The organism is Microcoleus sp. N9_A2, assembly GCF_036701775.1.
Lineage (GTDB): Bacteria > Cyanobacteriota > Cyanobacteriia > Cyanobacteriales > Microcoleaceae > Microcoleus.
In genome coordinates, this window is sequence record NZ_JAUBRH010000050.1 from 33,559 (window position 1) to 51,861 (window position 18,303).

Below are 18,303 nucleotides of genomic sequence, written 5' to 3' on the forward strand. Positions count from 1 at the left end.
CTCTATCTATTATCTGATGTCGCAACAATCTTGAGAATTTACCTGAAATGGCCCGCTGGTTCGGGTATCCGGCAGGCTGGGGGTGCGATGTTCGATCGTTCCTTCACCTCTTTAAGTCAACAGTCAAAATTTAAAACTCAAAACTCTCTAAGTAGGTATCGATCGAGCTTCCCGAGCGAATCGTGCAACCTAAATGATACTGGGCATATTGCCGCAAAATATTTTCTACTGATACCCAAGTTGTTCGATCGGCAATCCCCTCTCCTAGTTCTGGACTAGCCAACTGTTGCAGCGCTGCTAATTCCTTAGCATTAATCTCGAAATTTGTCAAGTGTTTGCTGCTATTCGTTTGGCGGGAACGGGAGGCGGATTTGTACAAGCTACCGATTTCTGAAGAGAGTTCTGCCTCTAGGTTAGCTAGCTCGGACAAGCTGAAGGTTCCCCCAGAGGGTATACTAAACCCGGTTTGCCAGTTCGGATCGGTGAAATTTGGGATGAGCGGGTGTCTGGTGGCGCAGCAGACTTGGACTTGGGGCGCGAGGCCGGCTAAGGCTAGCAAGTGAAAAATGCCGTGGGCGAGGTGGGCGACAAGCACGGCGGCGGATTGGATTTCTGTGCGATCGGACAAACGCTCCAAACGGCTCAAATGTTCGCCCAGCAACCAAAACAGGTCTTCTTGGGGCTCATCGGAAAGGGCGCTGGCGATCGCCAATTCGGCCAGATATTGCGCGGCTGCTAGTTTCCCGAGGTTGCGGCTCAAACCCGGATGGGATTGTACCGTGTCGGCTTGGGTAATTTTATCGAGCGATCGGCCTTTGGCAATTAGCAATTCGTTAACGACAAATAATTCGCTTCTACCGCCAATGGTCGATCGTTGTTTGCGAACACCCGGTGCTACAGCTCGAATTAAGCCGAATTCCCGCGTCAAAACTGTCAGCACGCGATCGGATTCGCCGATGGGCGCACTCTTGAGATTGATTCCAGTTGCTTTGTAAGTTCTAATCATTTGTTAGTTGACGGTTGACGGTTGACGGTTGACTGTTGACTGTTGACTGTTGACCGACAGCATCCAGGATACAAGCCCCCGGATTCATCCGTGGAGAAATAAAAAACCTGTATCCGAGAAACTTGCCCCCCGAATTTATCCGTGGGGTCAATGCTTCAATCTAAAATCTAAAATCTAAAATCGATTGACTGTTGGCTGTTAACCTTTAGCTTTTTGTTTTAGTAAGTTAAGATAGGCATTAAGTTGTGGTGAAAGTTCATTCAATAACGGATGCAATCGATCGCTCTGTTCTTGAGTTAAAAGATTAAGCTGTGGAGCATTTAAACCATTAACGATCCAGGTAAGGTGCGTCCCGAAGCGAACACTGACTATACATGGGAAACGCTTATGTACGCTCCGCACCCTACTATCCTCCTTTAAATGCCGAACAGCTTATACCAATTTTTTATGAGGCTGCATAGAATCCGATCCCCCCTAGCCCCCCTTAATAAGGGGGGGGACAGGAGTCTTCTCAAAGTCCCCCTTCTTAAGGGGGATTTAGGGGGATCGAGATATGTGCAACTTCACATTAAATTGGTATTACGAGCATAGGCAAGTCTTAACCAGTGTCTAGTTTAGTTTAATGAACCTCTGGCAATTTTTCCGAAACGCTGATTATCTTGATAACTATGGCGTCCATGTCCTTCGGAAATATTAGCACCAACACTATCAGCCGATCTCACGATTTGTTTGCCCATCGTATCCTGCGTAAAGTAGTCCCATTTTTTAACAATAAACCATATTTCGCTTGATATTTTTTCGGCTAATTGATAAACTTGTAGCTGTTGGAAGTTCTCCATATTAACTCCTTTAAACAATTGATGGTCAACAATTGATTAATGACCAATGAATACAAGTCAACAGTTAACAGCCAACAGTCAACTGTCAACCGTCAACTGTCAACTGTCAACCGTCAACCGTCAACTGTCAACTGTCAACCGTCAACTGTCAACTGTCAACGATTGTCTAAATTATCGCGCTGGCGGAGTAATTCTGGGCCGCGAGAAGTCCCCAAACGAGTTGCCCCAGCTACTACCAAATCTAAAGCTTGTTCATGAGTACGAATTCCGCCGGCTGCTTTAATCCCAATCCGTCCCTTCGTAACTTCCTTCAGCAGTCGCACATCGTCAACTTTCGCCGGGCCAAAAAAGCCAGTGTTGGTTTTGATATAAGCCACACCAGCTTCCATACAAATCTCAGCCGCTAATTGTTTTTCGGCATCGGAAAGGAGCGAACTTTCAATAATTGCTTTGATGGTGAGATTAGTTTCTTCGCAAATTTGGGCTAATTCCCGGTGGAATTCGTCGATTCTTCCAGCTTTCAACAATCCTAAGTTAACGGAGACATCTAACTCTACGGCTCCATTATCGGCAGCTTCTAGAGCTTCGTAAACTTTCACCGTTGAAGTCGAAGCACCGGTGGGAAAACCTATAACTGTACAGACTTTGGGACGTTTGCCGTGCAGCAGCTCAACTGCTTGTCTGACGTAGGCGGGATACACGCAAACTGTGACAAAACCAAATCTCTCTGCTTGTTGGCAACAGTTTTCTACTTGCTCTGGCGTAGCGGTGGGGTCGATCAGGCCGTAGTCGATCAAGGGGGCAATATCGATGTCTGCCTGGTTTGCAGCCATTGCTGTTTTTTCTCCGAAGTGATTACTTCCTTATTATGTAGCGAATTTACCAAATCTTCGACCGAAAGCAGCCAGGGTACAACCCCCCGCATTCCTCCGTGAGGTCGCTTTCTCCAATTCTTCAATCTAAAATCTAAAATCGATTGACTTTACTCCGGGTTCTAGTAAGTATAAATACTCAATTTGCTGCTCGTAACAACTCTTGTGGAAATTAGTTTACCAATTTGTCTTAAAAAATAATATTTTGGTATCTCCCTTTAGATACATTTTTGATCTTTCTTTAGGTATACTTTGTTAAAAGGAGTTACGGTAGAGCCTGCGTCAGCTACGCTATGGCAGAGCCTGGTAGCGGCTACTGTTTTTACTTTTAGTAGTGCTTTAAAAACATAAAAGCCAGTGCCAAGCATGAATCATTTAGAACTCGAACAAGAAATTGGGAAGATGGCTAGAGCGATGATGAGTCGCAATAGCTTAATTGGTAAGGATTTGATTGCGGATCTCAGAGGGCGGCTGTCTGTTGACAGTGTAGCTGCTTTGATGATTGTCAGTATTGAGCGTTTGATTTGGTATGACTGCGAGTCCGTGATCTGGAGTTTGAGTTATTTGATTCCTGCTGACGTGATGGAAGAAATTCGCCGAATTACTGCGCTGGTTGTTTGCCAGCGGTTGATGGGCAAGGGTTTTATGCTGGGGAAAGATTTTAGTATTGATGCCACAGGCCAGTTGCTGTTGAGCGAGAATGCTAAAACAGCGGTTGTGGTTGCTTGAGTTGGGCAAGCAGAAGTAGAAGCTATTCGCACTATGAGATTTGCAGTTAGACTTGGGGCGCCCTAGGACTCTTTGTGTAACTGCAAACCTAATTCGGGATGCGGTAAGAGTTGCGTGATTCACGCAGAGTTAAGATTCGCAGCCGCTCTAAAAAACGATGAGTGCGGTTAGCTAAAAGAGCTTTTTACCAGAGGAAAATAGTTAGTTTCGACCGCAAATTGTTGAGGTTGTTACGGGTAGTCTGTACGGGCGATCGCCCTGTATCAAATTTTTCAGATTTTTAGTGGAATTACAGTTTTACTCCACCTATGGTTTCATGTAGAATCATCCCTAAGATAGATACAAAATATTATGAACTTAATTCAAAACTTGGAAGCGGCTTGGTATTACCATCTGGGCTCGCGTCACCTCGAAGCTAACGATGATCATGGTGCTCTGGCGAACTTTAACAGAGCTTTGAAGTTGCAATCAGATCATTATAAGGCTTGGTTCGGCCGAGGTATGGCTCTGGGGAAATTAGAACGGCACTTAGAGGCGCTGAAGAGTTTTGATGAGGCCTTGGTGGTGGAGCCGAATGCGAGCTTTGGCTGGCACAACCGGGCTATTGCTTTAGGAAAGTTGGGCCGCTGGTTGGAGGCTCTCAACAGTTTTGAACGGGCTCTGGAGTTCAGTCCGTGCGCGGCGAGTATTTGGCACAACCGGGGACTGACACTGATCGATATGGGGCTTTACGAGAAGGCGGTTCGGAGTTTTGATCGCTCTTTAAATTTGTATCCGGAGGCTGCTTGGGCGTGGTACAACCGAGGTAATGCCTTGTTGGAACTCAAGCTTTACTATCAGGCGCTCAACAGTTTTGACCGGGCGATCGAGTTTAACCCAGACGACGCGAGGGCTTGGTACAATCGCGGTATAGCAGCCAACTCAATGGGACTTTACAAACAAGCAGTGGCTAGTTTTAGCCGATCGATCGCTCTACAACCGGGCAGAGCCGAAGCTGTGGGCGAACGCAGGGTTGCTTTGGAGAAATTAGTAGGTTTAAATCAGAGAAATGGCAAGTTTACTCCCACATCTGAGCGTCCCTTTGAAGATTATTTGATTTGGTACAACCGGGGTGTGGAATTGGCGCGAAAAGGCTGCTACTCTGAGGCGATTGCTTGCTACGAAACAGTCTTAGAAATTAATCCTGATTTTGCTAACGCTTTTTACAATAAAGCTTGCTGTTATGCGCTACTGGGATTTGCTGATTTTGCCCTTGACAATTTGCAGCGGGCTGTTGAGTTGATCCCTAATTTATACCGAGAGCTAGCTTTAGCTGACTCGGATTTAAGCTGTATTTGGAAACAAGAACGTTTTGAAGCGCTGATCCAAGGTTGATGTTATAGGAGTTGACAGTTGACAGTTGACAGTTGACAGTTTTTAGACGGGCATCAAACCGTTGATGCTACAAGGGTCAGGGATCTATTCATGAGCTTATTTCTGTCCTTACCGATGTGGCGGTTTCTATACACAAAAAACAGCTCGCCGATCAGGCGAGCTTTTGTACTTGGACGACGGAAATTCGATCGCCCTCAAGAGTATTTGTGCAATCTTTGCTATTGCACAGAAACTCGGATTGAGGGCTTGACCGGCCTTTTGGCAACTACGATTATCCGGTAGATGCCGGACTCGGGAAGTTGAGCAAAAGTTTGACCTTCGCCTTGATCCAGCAGTGATCCCGACGGAGATTCGATCGCCAGATCTAGATTTTTGGTGCTAGCTGTGACCCTAATTGTCTGTCCCTGCTTGCCTTGAACCGTGATCGGCTGGATTTGGTAGCCGGACATTTTGAGTTTGACTGTGGCTTGTTTTTCCTTGAATGCTATGGGAATTGCGCGATCGGGCCGATAAGTCCACTTGGCGCTAAAGTCGCGTCCGATTACGAAGCTGCTGGTTTCACCTTTCGGGGTGACTCGCACGCGGTAGATGCCTGACTCTGGCAACTGACCAATCCACTGATTGTCTGCTTTTTCAATAACCCCCATATTTTCACCATTGGGACTGTACAGTTCGGCTGTCAGTTGTCCTGCCCACAGGGAGAGAGTGAGTTCTCGCCCTTTGACGCCTTCAAAAATATAGGTGGTGGGTTGGTTGATGGTTTCTCGGATTTCCGAGGTTGACATTCGCTTGATCGGTTCGAGGTTTGAAACTGATCCAGAGGTAACGGGTTTGTTAAGGGTTTCTGTAATTTCCGAGGCAGCCATCAGCTCGCTCGGCCCAATTTTGGGGGCTACTGGGCTGGCAAATACTGATTTTGCCGTCATCATGAGTAGCATTCCAGTCAGTAAAATTAGTTTTTTCATGTCGCACTTCCGAGGGAGGGGGGTAAGGAGTTGTATATGGTTACTTGTGTTTGCCTGTTTTCACCGGATTAAATCTGGCGATCGGCTACAGCAGCATAGAGGATACACATAAATATCCCGTACTTGCACAAAACCTGATAGTAGCAGATTGGCAGTGCGGGAGCTAAGTAGCCTGAGTTTGTCGGGAGATTTCAATCATACTCCCTACGCATAATAACATCAATAATATTAGTAATTTGGTCAAGGAAAATCAAAGCTTTTTCCGAGGAGCTTGGTAAAAAAATGCGGTGTCTTCGCTGCGGGATCTGCCTTGCTACCAGAAAACCGCTAGTACCCGCACTGGGTGACGGCCTCTACTTTTGCCTAGTTTTGGACGATCGGCTAATTTATGTAAGGCGATCAACACCGCATCTTACCTTATTCGTAGCGTGTCAAACCACTTTTTGCGTGTCCCGATCCTGTAGGGTTTGTAGGGGCGGATTTAGTTGATTTTTCTACTACAAACGAGTTTACCACTGCAAAACCCGCCCTCCCACACGAGGTTAATTTGTACTACGAACCTGACAGAATTTTCAGGTAAGCTTGTACTGTGTTGGACAAGCCCATTTCTAATGCTTCCGCAATTAAAGCATGACCGATCGATACTTCTATTATATCAGGAATCGAGCAAAATTTAGCTAAGTTTTGCAAATTTAAATCATGTCCGGCATTCACTCCCAAACCTACTGATTGAGCGGCTTTAGCTGCTAAGACATATTGTTGAAAAACAAATTCTACTCTACCTTCGCGAAAAGCAGTTGCATAGGGTTCTGTGTAGAGTTCTACGCGATCGGCTCCAACTTCTTTTGCTAGTGGCATGAGAGCAGCATCTGCATCCATAAACAAGCTGACTCTGATGCCTTTGTCTTTTAATTTTTCAATAATTGGTAATAGCCGATCGCGATTTTCGGGAATATTCCAACCGCTATCGGATGTTAGCACGTCGGGAGCGTCCGGGACTAAGGTACACTGAGCCGGTTTGACATCGCAAACTATATCCATAAATGGCGGCTGAAACGGATTTCCTTCGATGTTGAACTCGACGGTTAGCATTTTGGCTAAGTCGTAAACATCGGCAGCTTTGATGTGTCTTTCGTCGGGGCGGGGATGGACTGTAACGCCGTGGGCTCCGGCGGCGATGACTGTTTTTGCGGCTTCGGTAACGCTGGGGATGCCGATGTTTCGAGAGTTTCTGAGGAGGGCGATTCTGTTGATGTTAACGCTGAGTTTAGTCATGGGATTGGAAGTTGCGGATGTTTGTTGATTTTTAATTTTAACCGCTGATGAACGCTAATGAACGCTGATGCAGGCGGATTGGTTTTTTGGGCGGCTGTTAATGGGGTTGATTTTGATGGTTTTGAATCAGCTTTTCTGCAATCGGTAAGGTTTCGGCAAAAATCGCCTCTGCTGTTTGGTGTTTTGCTGCTAAATCTTGTAGATTGGTAATGCAGAAAAGCGGTGCGATGCGATCAACTATTTCGGGCGGAAAGTCTCGGCTAAAATATTTTAGTTCAAAGTCGTATCTGTGCGGACGGTAAATCATGCCCAGCAGTTCGACTAATGGTAGAAGTGTCCAATTGTGATAGTTGCCGATCGCATCTACTAAATGTCCGCGATAAATCTCTTTTTTTACCAGAGGTTGCAGCAAATCAAAACGGATTTTAATTTCGTTGAATCTGAAGCGCATTTTGGAAAAATGCTTGTTTGTATCCAAATGAGGCGGTACAATTAGATTAGCTTTGTCAAAGGCGATCGGCACTTTCCCGTGTCTCTCTATTTCCAGAAATTCGTTGCGGCTGCTGCGCCGGAAAACGGCGAAATCAATTAGCAAAAAGGGCGGGGATTCTTTGAGCCGCCAGAAGCACTGCGACTGACCGTGCCAAGCGGGTTCGGGAACTCGATATTTGAGTTCGATTTCGCCAATTTCTGCGAGGGCTTTTTCCACAATCTCAAATGTTTCTTCCACGCAGTTATCTTCAACCACAACCGCAATATCGAGGTCTGACCACTCGTCGGTGTATCCGTGGGCTGCTGAACCTCCTTGCCATAAAGCGAGAACAAAATCTAAAGTTTGTAAGGTTAAAACAATCTTTTCCAGAATGATTGGTCTCATGGAATCAAACTATACAGTTGGTTTTGATTGTAGCGCCAATTCTCTAAAAGCAGTTTAAGCAAAGCGCCAATAAAATCGGCCGCACAAGCGGCTAGCAGCTATTGCTGCTAACCGCTTGCTATTAACTATTAAAAGTGCTATCCGATGTTGCTGAGAGTTGTGTCTTGAGGCCCGGCCATGAAGATTGAGCTTCTGAGGTTGATTGTTGAGGGGTCTGTACTGATGATAACACCCACAATGTCACCGCAGGAACAGAGGATAGCAGTATCCCCAATACCGTCTTTGTTGACATCAACGGCAGCGAAACTGATGTCATCCATGCCTTGGGTGCCTTTGTAGTAGGCAATTTTGATGATGTCGCCTTGGCTGGGGTTGAAGTCGAGAATGCGATCGGCAAAAGCAGCACCAGCGGTAAATGTATCGCCGCGCAAAATAAATTGATCGGCACCTTCTCCCCCCATTAAGAAGTCAGCACCACTATCGCCGATCAAGATATCATTGCCCGCATTTCCAATCAGTACATCAATGCCCGCTCCACCTCGGATTACGTCATTTCCCGCTCCGCCTAATAGGTAGTCGTCTCCTTGATTGCCCATAATTATATCGTCCCCCTCACCCCCGTCGAGCAAATCGTTGCCTTGTGCGCCCTTCAGCATATCGTCGCCGCGAGCGCCAACCACTGTATCGTTACCTGCATTGCCGTTAGCGGTATCGTTGCCCTGAGTGCCGATAATTTGATCGTTGCCGCCCCAAGCACGGAGCCCTCCTAATTGCCGTGCATCTTCTGGTGTAATTTCTATGAGGTTATCAGCATCATCTGCATCAAAAAAGCGACTTTCTTTAGCTCCTAAAGAAGCGCGACTAATTATGTCGGACAAGCTTTTAAGCTTGTTGTCATCGCTAATAACATTTGCCTCGTTCAAGTCGTTGACTTTAAGAGTAATGGGGATATTGTTAATACTCTCAAAACTGAAATAATCGGTGAATCCTGATTGTGCAGAATTGCCCAGCAAAACATCTGGAATTTCAATGATGTCTGCGGCTAATTCGGACTTGGCCGTGCTGTCAACGTGCTTGGCAATCTTGTTTAGATCGATATCTGCGCCTACAGCCTGACCGCTGGGTGTCACTACCTTTGGTTCCGGGGTAAGGGTGAGGTAATTAGCACCTGTGAAGTTGCTTTCCCCGGCTTGGCTGTCGATGATTTTCCGCAGATCGTTAGGAATCATATTCCCGATATGTGAAGCTCTGATGATTCCTGAATTTGATTCTATTTTACTTGCCATTTGACTTGCCTATCCTTGAAAGTAGGTTTGCTTATTTAAACTACATCAGAAATTTTTGATATTTACTTATGTTCCGTAATTTCGATAATTTATGACTGTTTCAATAAGTTTTACACTTTGTCTTTTGACAAAGGTGGTATAAGCTTAAATCTGTAAGTTTGACAAACGGTCTTTTGACTAATTTACAAAAAAAGCTATAATAGAAACCCTTATTTTACGAAATTTTTAAATTGAGGAACTTCAGCTTTTATTTAAATTATATCTAGATGATTTTTAACTGCCGATGAAGGCAGATGAACGCGGATGAACGGAGATTGTATGAGTCGGTAGAGGAGAAAATGTGGAGATGTTAAATTGAAGTCGATCTCTGTTTTCTAGTAGAGCAATCCAAATGATGAAGCTAGGGGAGAGTTGATGCCTTTTTATAGCATTTGGTTTAAAAATTGGTGGTGCTGCGGTTGATCGGGAAACAGGGTGCAGCGGCACAGGCATTGAAAATCAGTTTTCAATCATCATTATGAGAAACTTGCCCGCTGTCCGGTAACATGAGAAAGGATTAATTTTTAACAGCGCGGCATGGCTACTATTTGGGAACTCGACTTTTACAGCCGTCCAATCATAGACGAGCGAGAGAAAAAAAAATGGGAAGTGTTGATCTGCGAAAGCCCGCTGAATGTAGGCGACAAGGCCGAATCTCTGTTTCGCTACTCGCAATTCTGCTCCAGTTCTACCGTGAATTCCCTGTGGCTGGCGGATGCAATTAAAGATGCGATCGCCGCAGCACCGAAACGACCTGAAAAAATCCGCTTTTTCCGCCGCCAAATGGCGAACATGATTACTAAAGCCTGCGAGGATTTGGACATTCCCGCCGCCTGCAGCCGCCGCACCCTCGCCCTCAGCCTGTGGCTGGAAGAACGGATGCAAGACGTTTATCCCGCCGAACCGGGCTATCAACCGGTTGTGAACCCGACCGTTCAATTTATACCCGAAACGCCAGTTGCGCTGCCGGATGCTTTAATCGGCGAAAAATGGGCGTTTGTGAGTTTGCCGATCGCAGCTTTTGACGAAATGTCCGAGTGGGATATCGGATTTGGCGAAGCTTTCGGGTTGCCGATGACAGGCCTCGACCCGGAAACGCAAATTCCGGGACTCATGATCTACTCATCGAGAGCAACAGCCCTGGCAGGTTGGATGTCGGGTTTGGAGTTGGCTTTTATCAAATTTGACAGCGGCCCGCCCGCTAGGCTGGTATTAGATACGGGAGCTAACGATCGCTGGATTTTAGCTAATCTCAGAGACGCCGCAACGGAGAGAGAAGCGAAAGGATTTGAAGCCGCTAAAAAGCAAGCAAAAAAAGTACATTTCTTAGCAATTCAGTCGAATCCCGAATCGGAATCTTTTGCAGGATTTTGGCTGCTGCACGAACTAACTATTTAGTCGCGAGCGGGGCAATAACCGCTCTGGCATCGATCGCAAAAAAATGGTAATTGGTAATCGGTAATTGGTAATCGGTAATTGGTAATCGGTAATTGCTTCCAATGACAACTGACAACTGTCAACTGACAACTGCCAACTACCAACCGCCAACTACCAACTACCAACTACCAACTGTCAACTGTCAACTGTCAACTGTCAACTACCACCGACAACAATGACCAATCAGCAATCAGCAGAACAACTGTTAGAACTAGCCACCAAAGCAGGTGCAGAAGCTGCTGAGGTATTGGAATCGCAATCGCTCTCACGGCCGGTCTTTTTTGAAGCGAACCGCCTCAAACAGCTAGAAACCGCCCAAGCAGAAGGCATTGCACTGCGGCTGTGGCGGGATGGGCGGCCGGGTTTGGCGGTGGCCTACGGGCCTGTGGAACTGCAAATTTTGGTGGACAGGGCGATCGCGCTTTCGCAACTAAACGAACCGGAAACCATCGAACTCGGCACCGGTGAGAAAGTTGTTTATCCCGATCGCGGAGTGTCGGTGCCAGCCGAACAGCTAGTAAACTGGGGCAAAGAGGCGATCGCGATCGTCCGCCAAGCCTATCCCGAAAGCCTCTGCACCGCCGAACTCGACTGCGAAATCGAGAGCACCCGCTTGGTGAACACCAGAGGTTTGGATTCCAGTCACACCGACACCACCCTCAGCGGTTACTTATCAGCAGAATTAGTGCGGGGCGAGGATTTCCTCAACATTTGGGAAGGCGAAACCGAACGCGGGACTCTCGACTTAAACACCAGCGCCAAGCGGGTTTTGCAGCGTTTAGAATGGGCGAAAGATAATGTTGCTCCCGCCACCGGGCGCGTGCCGGTGCTATTTACAGCCAAAGCCGCCGATTTGCTTTGGGGGACTGTCTGTGCGGCGTTGAACGGCAAACAGGTACTCGAAGGCGCTTCGCCTTGGAACGATCGACTAGGCCAACAAGTGACATCGCCCCTTGTAACCCTCTCGCAGCAGCCGGATATCGGGCCCTATAGCTGTCCCTTTGATGACGAAGGTACTCCCACTCGGGCGATCGTCTTTATCAACAATGGAGTGTTGCAGCTATTTTATACCGATCGCACCACCGGTCGAGCCTTGGGGAGCGGCACCACCGGCAACGGATTTCGCCCGGGTTTGGGCAGCTATCCGACGCCGAGTTTGTTCAATGTTTTGATTAAACCAGGAGAGCGATCGTTAATCGATTTAATCGCTCAATTAGACGACGGAATTGTAGTCGATCAAATGCTTGGCGGCAGTGCTGGAATTTCCGGCGATTTTTCAATTAACGTCGATCTCGGCTACCGAGTCAAAAAAGGTCAAATAGTCGGCAGAATCAAAGACACAATGGTAGCTGGGAACGTCTACAACGTCCTCAAACAATTAGTAGAATTGGGAGGAGACTCCGAGTGGAACGGTTCTTGCCACACACCATCTGTAATTGTAGAGGGATTGTCCGTCATCGGTAAGAATTAAAGTCAGTTGGCAGTTGGCAGTTGTTAGTAGTCATTTGGCAGTAGTCAGTTGGCAGTTGTCAGTTGTTAGTAGTCAGTTCTCATCAATCATCAGTCAACAGTCATCAATCATCAGTCAACAGTCAACAGTCAACAATCAACAATCCACATAATATGCGTATTTGTTTTATCGGCGATTCTTTTGTAAACGGTACTTGCGATCCCAAATGTCTCGGTTGGACAGGACGGATTTGCGCTGCCGCTTGCGGACAAGGACACGATATTACCTACTACAATTTAGGAATAAGGGGAGAAACCAGTGCCGATATAGAAACTCGTTGGTTCAACGAAATTTCTACCCGCTTACCTCACTACGCCGACGGCAGAATAGTATTTTCTTTTGGCGTCAACGACACTTACCTAGAAAACGAAAAAATTCGCATAGAAGTTGAAAAATCAATTGAAAATGCTCGCTCTATTCTCACATCATCCAAAGAAATATTTCCAGTATTAATGGTAGGACCACCGCCAGTTATTGATGCCGATCGCACAAGGCGGATTGCCAACTTATCCGAACAGTTTTCCCAAGTTTGCAACGAGTTAAATGTGCCTTATCTAGATGTTTGCACCCCGCTGCAAAACTCGGAAATTTGGCATAAAGAACTTACCGAAAATGACGTTTCCCATCCCCGTGCGGCCGGTTACGCTGAATTGGCTAAAATAGTTCACAATTGGGATGGTTGGAAAGCTTGGTTGAAAAATATCAATATATCAGATCAAGAGACAGTAACGCTGTTCCGAGCCGTCGGCAAAAAAGAAATGGAACTGATTAAAGAAAGCGATTTTATGGCATTTCCGCCACGCTTATCCTTTCAGCCTACTTTTTATCCCGTACTTCACAAAGCCTATGCCATACAAATCGCGAGAGATTGGAATACAAGAGATGCAGCATCGGGATATTTCGGCTATGTCACGCGCTTTCGGGTTGCGGCAGAATTCTTAAAAAAATATCCCGTACAAACTGTGGCCAGTTCAGTACACCAAGAGTATTGGATTCCCGCCGAAGAATTGGCAGAATTTAATCGCAATATTGTAGGAAAAATTGAAATTTTTGCTGAATATCAACCGTAGAATAGGAGCACTGAAAGATGTTAAATTTTAATCAATTTGAATTTGTAAGTTTTGACTGCTACGGCCCTCTGATAGCTTGGGAAAGCTGAATACTGCCAGCTTTGAGACAATTGCTGTCAAGTCGCGAGATAGATTTGGTTGGCTAAATCGCAGACACGAGAAAACAGGATTTGGGGCGACACTGCCTGCCTGCGGCTAGCCTGATTTAGAAGTGCCGGATTTGAAAACACTGGTGGAGGCTATGGTAAAAAAATCGCAGATTGATATCAAATCCGATAGCATCGGAATTACAGCAGATTTCTGGTAAGTATCGAAGGATTTTTTGCTAAAGTGCGATCGAGCAGACAACTCTCAGGTCATCTACGCTATTTATGCCGTACATAACTATCCCTAAACAATTTAGGGAACCTTCCAGGGTCATCAAATCTCAACTTTTTTTACGGCCGAAACGCCTAGCCATTTTTGAAGCTTGTCTGATCGGCTTGGTGGCCGGACTGGCTGGTGTTTTGCTAAAGTCAGGAGTCGGATGGCTCGGCAGTTGGCGAGTTGCTACCTCGACATTAATCCCAGCTTGGATATTACTCCCCAGCGTCGGTTTATGCGGCGGGTTGCTGACAGGTTTCTTGGTTGAGCGTTTTGCTCCCGAAACTGCCGGCAGTGGCATTCCTCACGTCAAAGCTGCTCTCGGCGGAGTCAATCTTTCCTTAGATTTGCGAGTAGCTGTGGCCAAACTTATGACGACTATTTTAGCAGTTGGTTCCGGTTTAACTTTAGGCAGGCAAGGCCCTACTGTGCAAATAGGAGCATCTTTGGCTGGCTGGATAGGTCACTTGATGCCTACTTCCCCAGACTACCGCCGACAATTGATTGCTTGCGGTGCTGCGGCAGGATTGGCGGCTGGTTTCAATGCTCCCATTGCAGGAGTTTTGTTTGTAGTTGAAGAACTGCTGCACGACGTTTCGGGATTGACTTTAGGGACTGCAATTATCGCTTCATTTATCGGTGCAGTTGTCTCGCAGCTTTTGGGCGGCGATAGTTTAAGTTTGAACCTTCGCGCGTACCAAACCAGTTTTGATGCTCAGGAAATCCCGTTTTACATACTATTAGGAGTTTTAGCGGGGTGGCTGGGAGCTTTGTTCACCAAAGGGATTATGGCTAGCTTGCAATTTAACAGGCGATCGCTCAAATTAGCTTTGCCTGTGCGAATGGCTCTAGCTGGTCTAATCTGCGGTTCAGTAATAGCTTTTCTTCCAGCAACTTTCCGCGATAATACGGGTTTACGGGAGTTTATGCTGACAGGCGAAGCAAGCGGCATAACAAGTTTAATTGCCTTTATAGCTCACTTTTTTCTGACAATTATTTCCGCTGCTTCGGGAGCTCCGGGAGGATTGTTTTCCCCTGCCCTAGTTATGGGCTCTGCACTCGGTCACATGGTGGGAATTGTGCAGGCAGATTCCCTGGGTGTCGGTTTGCCGGTAACTTACGCTTTGGCGGGAATGGGAGCGTTTTTTTGCGCGGTTTCTAGGGCGCCGATTACTGCGGTAGTGATTGTGTTTGAAATTACGGCGGATTTCAAATTAGTGCTGCCTTTGATGATCTGTTCTGTAGTTGCTTATTTGGTGGCGGAAAAGGTGGACAGTGGCTCTTTTTACGATCGCCTTTTGGAGTTTAACGGCATTCAACTGACAAAGGCAAAAGCTGCCAGCAATACTTTGAGCGACTTGCACGCAGATGACGTGATGCAGCGCCGAGTTGAAACTCTTTCGAGTCTGCTGACTTTCGATGAAGTGATGCAGGCTTTTTCGCGATCGCACCACCGAGGCTTTCCAGTAGTTGAAGATGGCAAATTAGTCGGAATTGTCAGTCAAACCGATTTGGCAAATGCCAGCGATCGCAATTTGTCCGGCAACTCCCTGCTCAAAGAATTTATGACTGTACAGCCGATCGCAGTCAAAGCAAGCGATACTTTAAGCGAGGTTTTGTACAGGCTCAACAACTACAATATCAGCCGCTTGCCGGTCGTAGAAGGCCGGCGTTTGGTGGGAATTATTACCCGCAGCGACATTATCCGAGTTGAATCCGATCGCCTCAGCGGAGAAACAACCCAGGGCCCGCATCCAGAACCTTCCTATGTAGTGTATCAAACCAAAGCTCCCCAAGTCGGAAACGGCCGGCTGTTAGTGCCGCTTTCCAACCCGCAAACAGCGCCGGCTTTGCTGCGGCTGGCGGCGGCCATTGCGCGCGATCGCAATTACGAATTAGAATGCCTGCAAATCATCTTAGTACCGCGCAACAGTTCCCCCTCAGAAAGCGCAGTGCGGACAACTAAAAGCCGCCGCCTGCTGCAACAAGCCGAACGAATAATTCGCAATTTGAACTTGCCAGTACACACCCAAATACGGGTAGCTCACGACGTACCTAACGCAATTTTGGAGACGATTAAGGAGCGACATATCGATTTGATTTTGATGGGCTGGCAAGGCGAATTTTCCACAAAAGGACGCATTTTTGGCGATGTGGTCGATACCGTAATTCGGCAAGCAGGCTGCGAGGTTGTTTTGGTTAAATGGAGCGAAAAACTATTAGCAACACGAAAGAAAAATGAGTTTTCCGCCGCTTTTAGCGGGCGGAAGTATGCGTCTCTAGAATTGGAATTCAATGCCGAAGGAGTTGATGGTGCAGATAATCCCACATTGGCGAGCTCCTCAGATTTATCAGCGATTCCTGAAAGTGAATTTGCCCCGCCGAATTCAGACATTCCAGCCCCAGAATTGGGGCTGCACACGCTGATGGGTTTACACCGTTGGTTGGTGCCTATTCGCGGTAGTTACAAGCAAGCTGCGGCTTTGCGGCTGCTACCTGCTTTGGTGGCTGCGAGTGCTGTACCGGAGATTAAATTGTGTCAGGTTCATCAGCCTTCTGTTGCAGAACCAGATCGGGGAGAATTAAAGCAAGCGGCGGAGTTTATCCAGCGCAGGGTTAGCTGTTCGATAATAGCGACTTCGGTTTGCGCTAAATCGGTTTCTGATGCTTTAATTGATTTGGCTCAGAACGATCAGTGCGATGCGATCGTCCTGGGAGCGAGCCGTGAAGGGCTGCTGAAGCAGGTAATTCACGGGAATATCCCGGAAGCTGTCGCGCGCGGGTGCGACTGTACAGTCATTTTAGTGCGATCGGCCTCTTAGCAAATTCATACTATGTCACTCTTGTTTCCAGGCAGACCTCCTAAATAATTAGACTTTAAATAATTATGGCTTACAGCTAGATAGTTTTCCTAACCCAGAGGCGTTTTCCTGGATTCCCTTCAAATTCCATAAACAAGTCTCCATGCCTTTTTCCGCTTCTGCTTCACAACCGCTAAATTCTCGCTTTCCTTTTATTTTTCACACTCAATTGCTTAGTAAGTGATGTATAATAATGCAAAGCAAAAACCATATTAATTCCAAAAAACACCAAAGTTAAAACAAATGTAAAAAAAGACGTAAAGGACAGCCTGGAACTCATCGTAAACATCGCCAAAATGATTGAGCAAAGCCCAAAACCGGAAGCAAAAGAACTTAAAAGCAGCAACCGCACCTTAGACATAGTTTAATTTAAAGATTATCAGTAAAATGCACTCTTGGCAGCTACAGAGGAGTGCCAAATGATACTTATTACTATATAGCGGAATTGCTCAGTTCCGCCAAGGGCCAAACGACTGCTTTCCTCAAAAGGTGTGAATTATACAGAAAAATACAGCCCGCGCTCTTGTAAACTCCTGTTGCTCGACTTAATATCAATCAAAGGAATTCCCCAGCATCCGCGAGCATTCCACCTTTCGCCGTACAGTCACCGCAGCCGCAATCCCGCTGACAGCAAAGTATTCGCTTCCAAAAACCGCGCTTTCCCTGGGATTCCAAACATTGCCAAAATCCACAAACGGCGTCACCTGCAAAACTCCTTGTTTGTCGTTGGTGCGCTTGCATCGGATACCGCAACTCGGCTGAATCAAAAATCCCGCTATCGGCAAGCATTGCATCCTGACGGTAGCCCCGCAATGTGTCTGAGCCTCCTATACCGAATTGTTCGATCGCCAAAAGCTCTGCCCCAGCCAATTTCACATCCGATCGCACCTGCAGCAGCGTCTCATACCATTTTTTTAAAGATGTGCTAGAGATAAAGAATGTAAAATCCAAGACCATCCTCTCAGAAAACCAATGACATGATTCGTTAAAGATGCTAAGATTTCCTGAACTTTTACGCGGAGTTCGTCAAGATTACTAAAAACTAGCCCAGCTAAAAATTCTTTGATGTATTCCCACACTCTTTCTGTTGGATTTACTTCAGGACAATGAGGAGGCTGAAATAGTAAAATAATATTGTCTGGCAATTCAGATGTGCTTAAAAGATGGCTGCCAGCGTTATCGACTTGAATGATCGGCAATTCATCGGGATATTCAAGCGACAATTGTTCCAAATATGCTTGAAAACAAACTTTATCTAAATGGGAAAACTTCCAAAAAAAACTTCTTCCAGTAGAGGGGGATACTGCTCCGTAAAGTCAGAAACATTTAAATTTCCATTGATGTTTCCCTACGGGTTTTACACCTCTCCTGTGTGATCCTTCGTCTCTGAATTGTATGTAGTCCCAATCGAGTTTTTTCACACCAACAAATAAATTTTTTGTATTTTTTCCTTGGCCAGGAGCTTTGTCCAGTAAGGTTTTGATTCTCTCAAATAGGCGATTTTTGAATTCATTTATTGCCGTTGGCTCTTGCTGACTAATCCGGGGTCTTTGTCTTTTCAATTTACTTTTTAACTCCCCTTTGACCAAGGAGTATACAGCTTGATAACTACTAGGTATCTCCTTGATCAACCAGAGCCAGAGATGAACTTCTTTATAACTAGAAGACCCTTCGGGGTCTCTCAATTCTTGTTGTACTAAAGCCGCTACTTCAACGGAAAACTTTTTGGTATCGGCTCAATAAGTAGGGGAAGGAGTTATTCTAATTGCCAAGACAAACCCAAGGGATGAAGAGAAGATT

13 protein-coding genes and 2 pseudogenes are annotated in these 18,303 nt (G+C 46.3%); 6 read left to right on the forward strand and 9 right to left on the reverse strand.

Going from position 1 to position 18,303, the window contains the following annotated elements; translation table 11 throughout:
• Positions 1 to 130: 130 nt before the first annotated feature.
• The 3 genes and pseudogenes from recO to deoC all read right to left on the reverse strand — a co-directional run bounded on the left by recO (position 131) and on the right by deoC (position 2,678).
• Positions 131 to 1,006, reverse strand: coding sequence for a DNA repair protein RecO (recO, locus tag QUA44_RS23065; protein WP_333250691.1), 876 nt, complete (start codon positions 1,004 to 1,006; stop codon positions 131 to 133).
• A 617-nt stretch (positions 1,007 to 1,623) separates the two neighbouring features.
• Positions 1,624 to 1,845: pseudogene (locus tag QUA44_RS23070) on the reverse strand (four helix bundle protein); the annotation flags it as partial.
• Positions 1,846 to 2,000: 155 nt separating this feature from the next.
• A complete protein-coding gene (gene deoC, locus QUA44_RS23075; RefSeq protein WP_333047301.1) occupies positions 2,001 to 2,678 on the reverse strand; it encodes a deoxyribose-phosphate aldolase in 678 nt (225 codons plus the stop codon).
• Positions 2,679 to 3,083: 405 nt separating this feature from the next.
• Here deoC and QUA44_RS23080 point away from each other — a divergent pair, with 405 nt between their 5' ends.
• The gene (locus QUA44_RS23080) at positions 3,084 to 3,446 is read left to right on the forward strand and encodes a hypothetical protein (RefSeq protein WP_333250856.1); all 363 of its coding nucleotides are present in this window, start codon (positions 3,084 to 3,086) and stop codon (positions 3,444 to 3,446) included.
• Between the two features lie 351 nt (positions 3,447 to 3,797).
• Positions 3,798 to 4,820 carry a tetratricopeptide repeat protein gene (locus QUA44_RS23085; RefSeq protein WP_333250687.1) on the forward strand — a complete coding sequence of 341 codons (1,023 nt, stop codon included), beginning with the start codon at positions 3,798 to 3,800 and terminating at the stop codon, positions 4,818 to 4,820.
• Positions 4,821 to 5,038: 218 nt separating this feature from the next.
• Here the strand turns inward: QUA44_RS23085 and QUA44_RS23090 are convergent, their stop codons facing one another.
• The 4 genes from QUA44_RS23090 to QUA44_RS23105 form a co-directional block, all read right to left on the reverse strand.
• A complete protein-coding gene (locus QUA44_RS23090) occupies positions 5,039 to 5,785 on the reverse strand; it encodes a hypothetical protein (RefSeq protein WP_333250685.1) in 747 nt (248 codons plus the stop codon).
• Positions 5,786 to 6,337: 552 nt separating this feature from the next.
• On the reverse strand, positions 6,338 to 7,060 hold the full coding sequence (locus QUA44_RS23095) for a pyridoxine 5'-phosphate synthase (RefSeq protein ID WP_333250683.1): 723 nt from the start codon (positions 7,058 to 7,060) through the stop codon (positions 6,338 to 6,340).
• A 97-nt stretch (positions 7,061 to 7,157) separates the two neighbouring features.
• Positions 7,158 to 7,937 (reverse strand): nucleotidyltransferase domain-containing protein, encoded by a 780-nt coding sequence (locus QUA44_RS23100; protein WP_333250681.1) that lies wholly within the window; start codon positions 7,935 to 7,937, stop codon positions 7,158 to 7,160.
• A 137-nt stretch (positions 7,938 to 8,074) separates the two neighbouring features.
• Positions 8,075 to 9,166 (reverse strand): calcium-binding protein, encoded by a 1,092-nt coding sequence (locus QUA44_RS23105; protein ID WP_333309945.1) that lies wholly within the window; start codon positions 9,164 to 9,166, stop codon positions 8,075 to 8,077.
• Between the two features lie 633 nt (positions 9,167 to 9,799).
• Here QUA44_RS23105 and QUA44_RS23110 point away from each other — a divergent pair.
• The 4 genes from QUA44_RS23110 (at position 9,800) to QUA44_RS23125 (ending at position 16,464) form a co-directional block, all read left to right on the forward strand.
• Entirely contained in the window at positions 9,800 to 10,660 is an 861-nt protein-coding gene (locus QUA44_RS23110; protein WP_333250678.1) for a Tab2/Atab2 family RNA-binding protein, read from the forward strand.
• A 214-nt stretch (positions 10,661 to 10,874) separates the two neighbouring features.
• Complete coding sequence (locus QUA44_RS23115) at positions 10,875 to 12,170, forward strand: TldD/PmbA family protein (RefSeq protein WP_333250676.1); 1,296 nt, start codon at positions 10,875 to 10,877, stop codon at positions 12,168 to 12,170.
• Between the two features lie 152 nt (positions 12,171 to 12,322).
• Positions 12,323 to 13,279, forward strand: coding sequence for a GDSL-type esterase/lipase family protein (locus QUA44_RS23120; RefSeq protein WP_333250674.1), 957 nt, complete (start codon positions 12,323 to 12,325; stop codon positions 13,277 to 13,279).
• 371 nt (positions 13,280 to 13,650) lie between these two features.
• On the forward strand, positions 13,651 to 16,464 hold the full coding sequence (locus QUA44_RS23125; protein WP_333250673.1) for a chloride channel protein: 2,814 nt from the start codon (positions 13,651 to 13,653) through the stop codon (positions 16,462 to 16,464).
• 594 nt (positions 16,465 to 17,058) lie between these two features.
• On the opposite strand, the gene QUA44_RS23130 is transcribed toward QUA44_RS23125, so the two are convergent.
• Together QUA44_RS23130 and QUA44_RS23135 are read right to left on the reverse strand one after the other, a co-directional pair.
• The gene (locus QUA44_RS23130) at positions 17,059 to 17,454 is read right to left on the reverse strand and encodes a ShlB/FhaC/HecB family hemolysin secretion/activation protein (protein WP_333250671.1); all 396 of its coding nucleotides are present in this window, start codon (positions 17,452 to 17,454) and stop codon (positions 17,059 to 17,061) included.
• A pseudogene (locus QUA44_RS23135) lies at positions 17,418 to 17,807 on the reverse strand (transposase); the annotation flags it as partial. The pseudogene QUA44_RS23135 and the gene QUA44_RS23130, both read right to left, overlap by 37 nt.
• Positions 17,808 to 18,303 lie beyond the last annotated feature (496 nt).

Coding starts and splice junctions, on each gene's coding strand:
- QUA44_RS23120 (WP_333250674.1), top strand. CDS start 12,323: ATGCGTATTTGTTTTATCGGCGATTCTTTTGTAAACGGTACTTGCGAT.
- QUA44_RS23105 (WP_333309945.1), bottom strand. CDS start 9,166: ATGATTCCTAACGATCTGCGGAAAATCATCGACAGCCAAGCCGGGGAA.
- QUA44_RS23125 (WP_333250673.1), top strand. CDS start 13,651: ATGCCGTACATAACTATCCCTAAACAATTTAGGGAACCTTCCAGGGTC.
- QUA44_RS23085 (WP_333250687.1), top strand. CDS start 3,798: ATGAACTTAATTCAAAACTTGGAAGCGGCTTGGTATTACCATCTGGGC.
- QUA44_RS23115 (WP_333250676.1), top strand. CDS start 10,875: ATGACCAATCAGCAATCAGCAGAACAACTGTTAGAACTAGCCACCAAA.
- deoC (WP_333047301.1), bottom strand. CDS start 2,678: ATGGCTGCAAACCAGGCAGACATCGATATTGCCCCCTTGATCGACTAC.
- QUA44_RS23090 (WP_333250685.1), bottom strand. CDS start 5,785: ATGAAAAAACTAATTTTACTGACTGGAATGCTACTCATGATGACGGCA.
- recO (WP_333250691.1), bottom strand. CDS start 1,006: ATGATTAGAACTTACAAAGCAACTGGAATCAATCTCAAGAGTGCGCCC.
- QUA44_RS23080 (WP_333250856.1), top strand. CDS start 3,084: ATGAATCATTTAGAACTCGAACAAGAAATTGGGAAGATGGCTAGAGCG.
- QUA44_RS23110 (WP_333250678.1), top strand. CDS start 9,800: ATGGCTACTATTTGGGAACTCGACTTTTACAGCCGTCCAATCATAGAC.
- QUA44_RS23095 (WP_333250683.1), bottom strand. CDS start 7,060: ATGACTAAACTCAGCGTTAACATCAACAGAATCGCCCTCCTCAGAAAC.
- QUA44_RS23100 (WP_333250681.1), bottom strand. CDS start 7,937: ATGAGACCAATCATTCTGGAAAAGATTGTTTTAACCTTACAAACTTTA.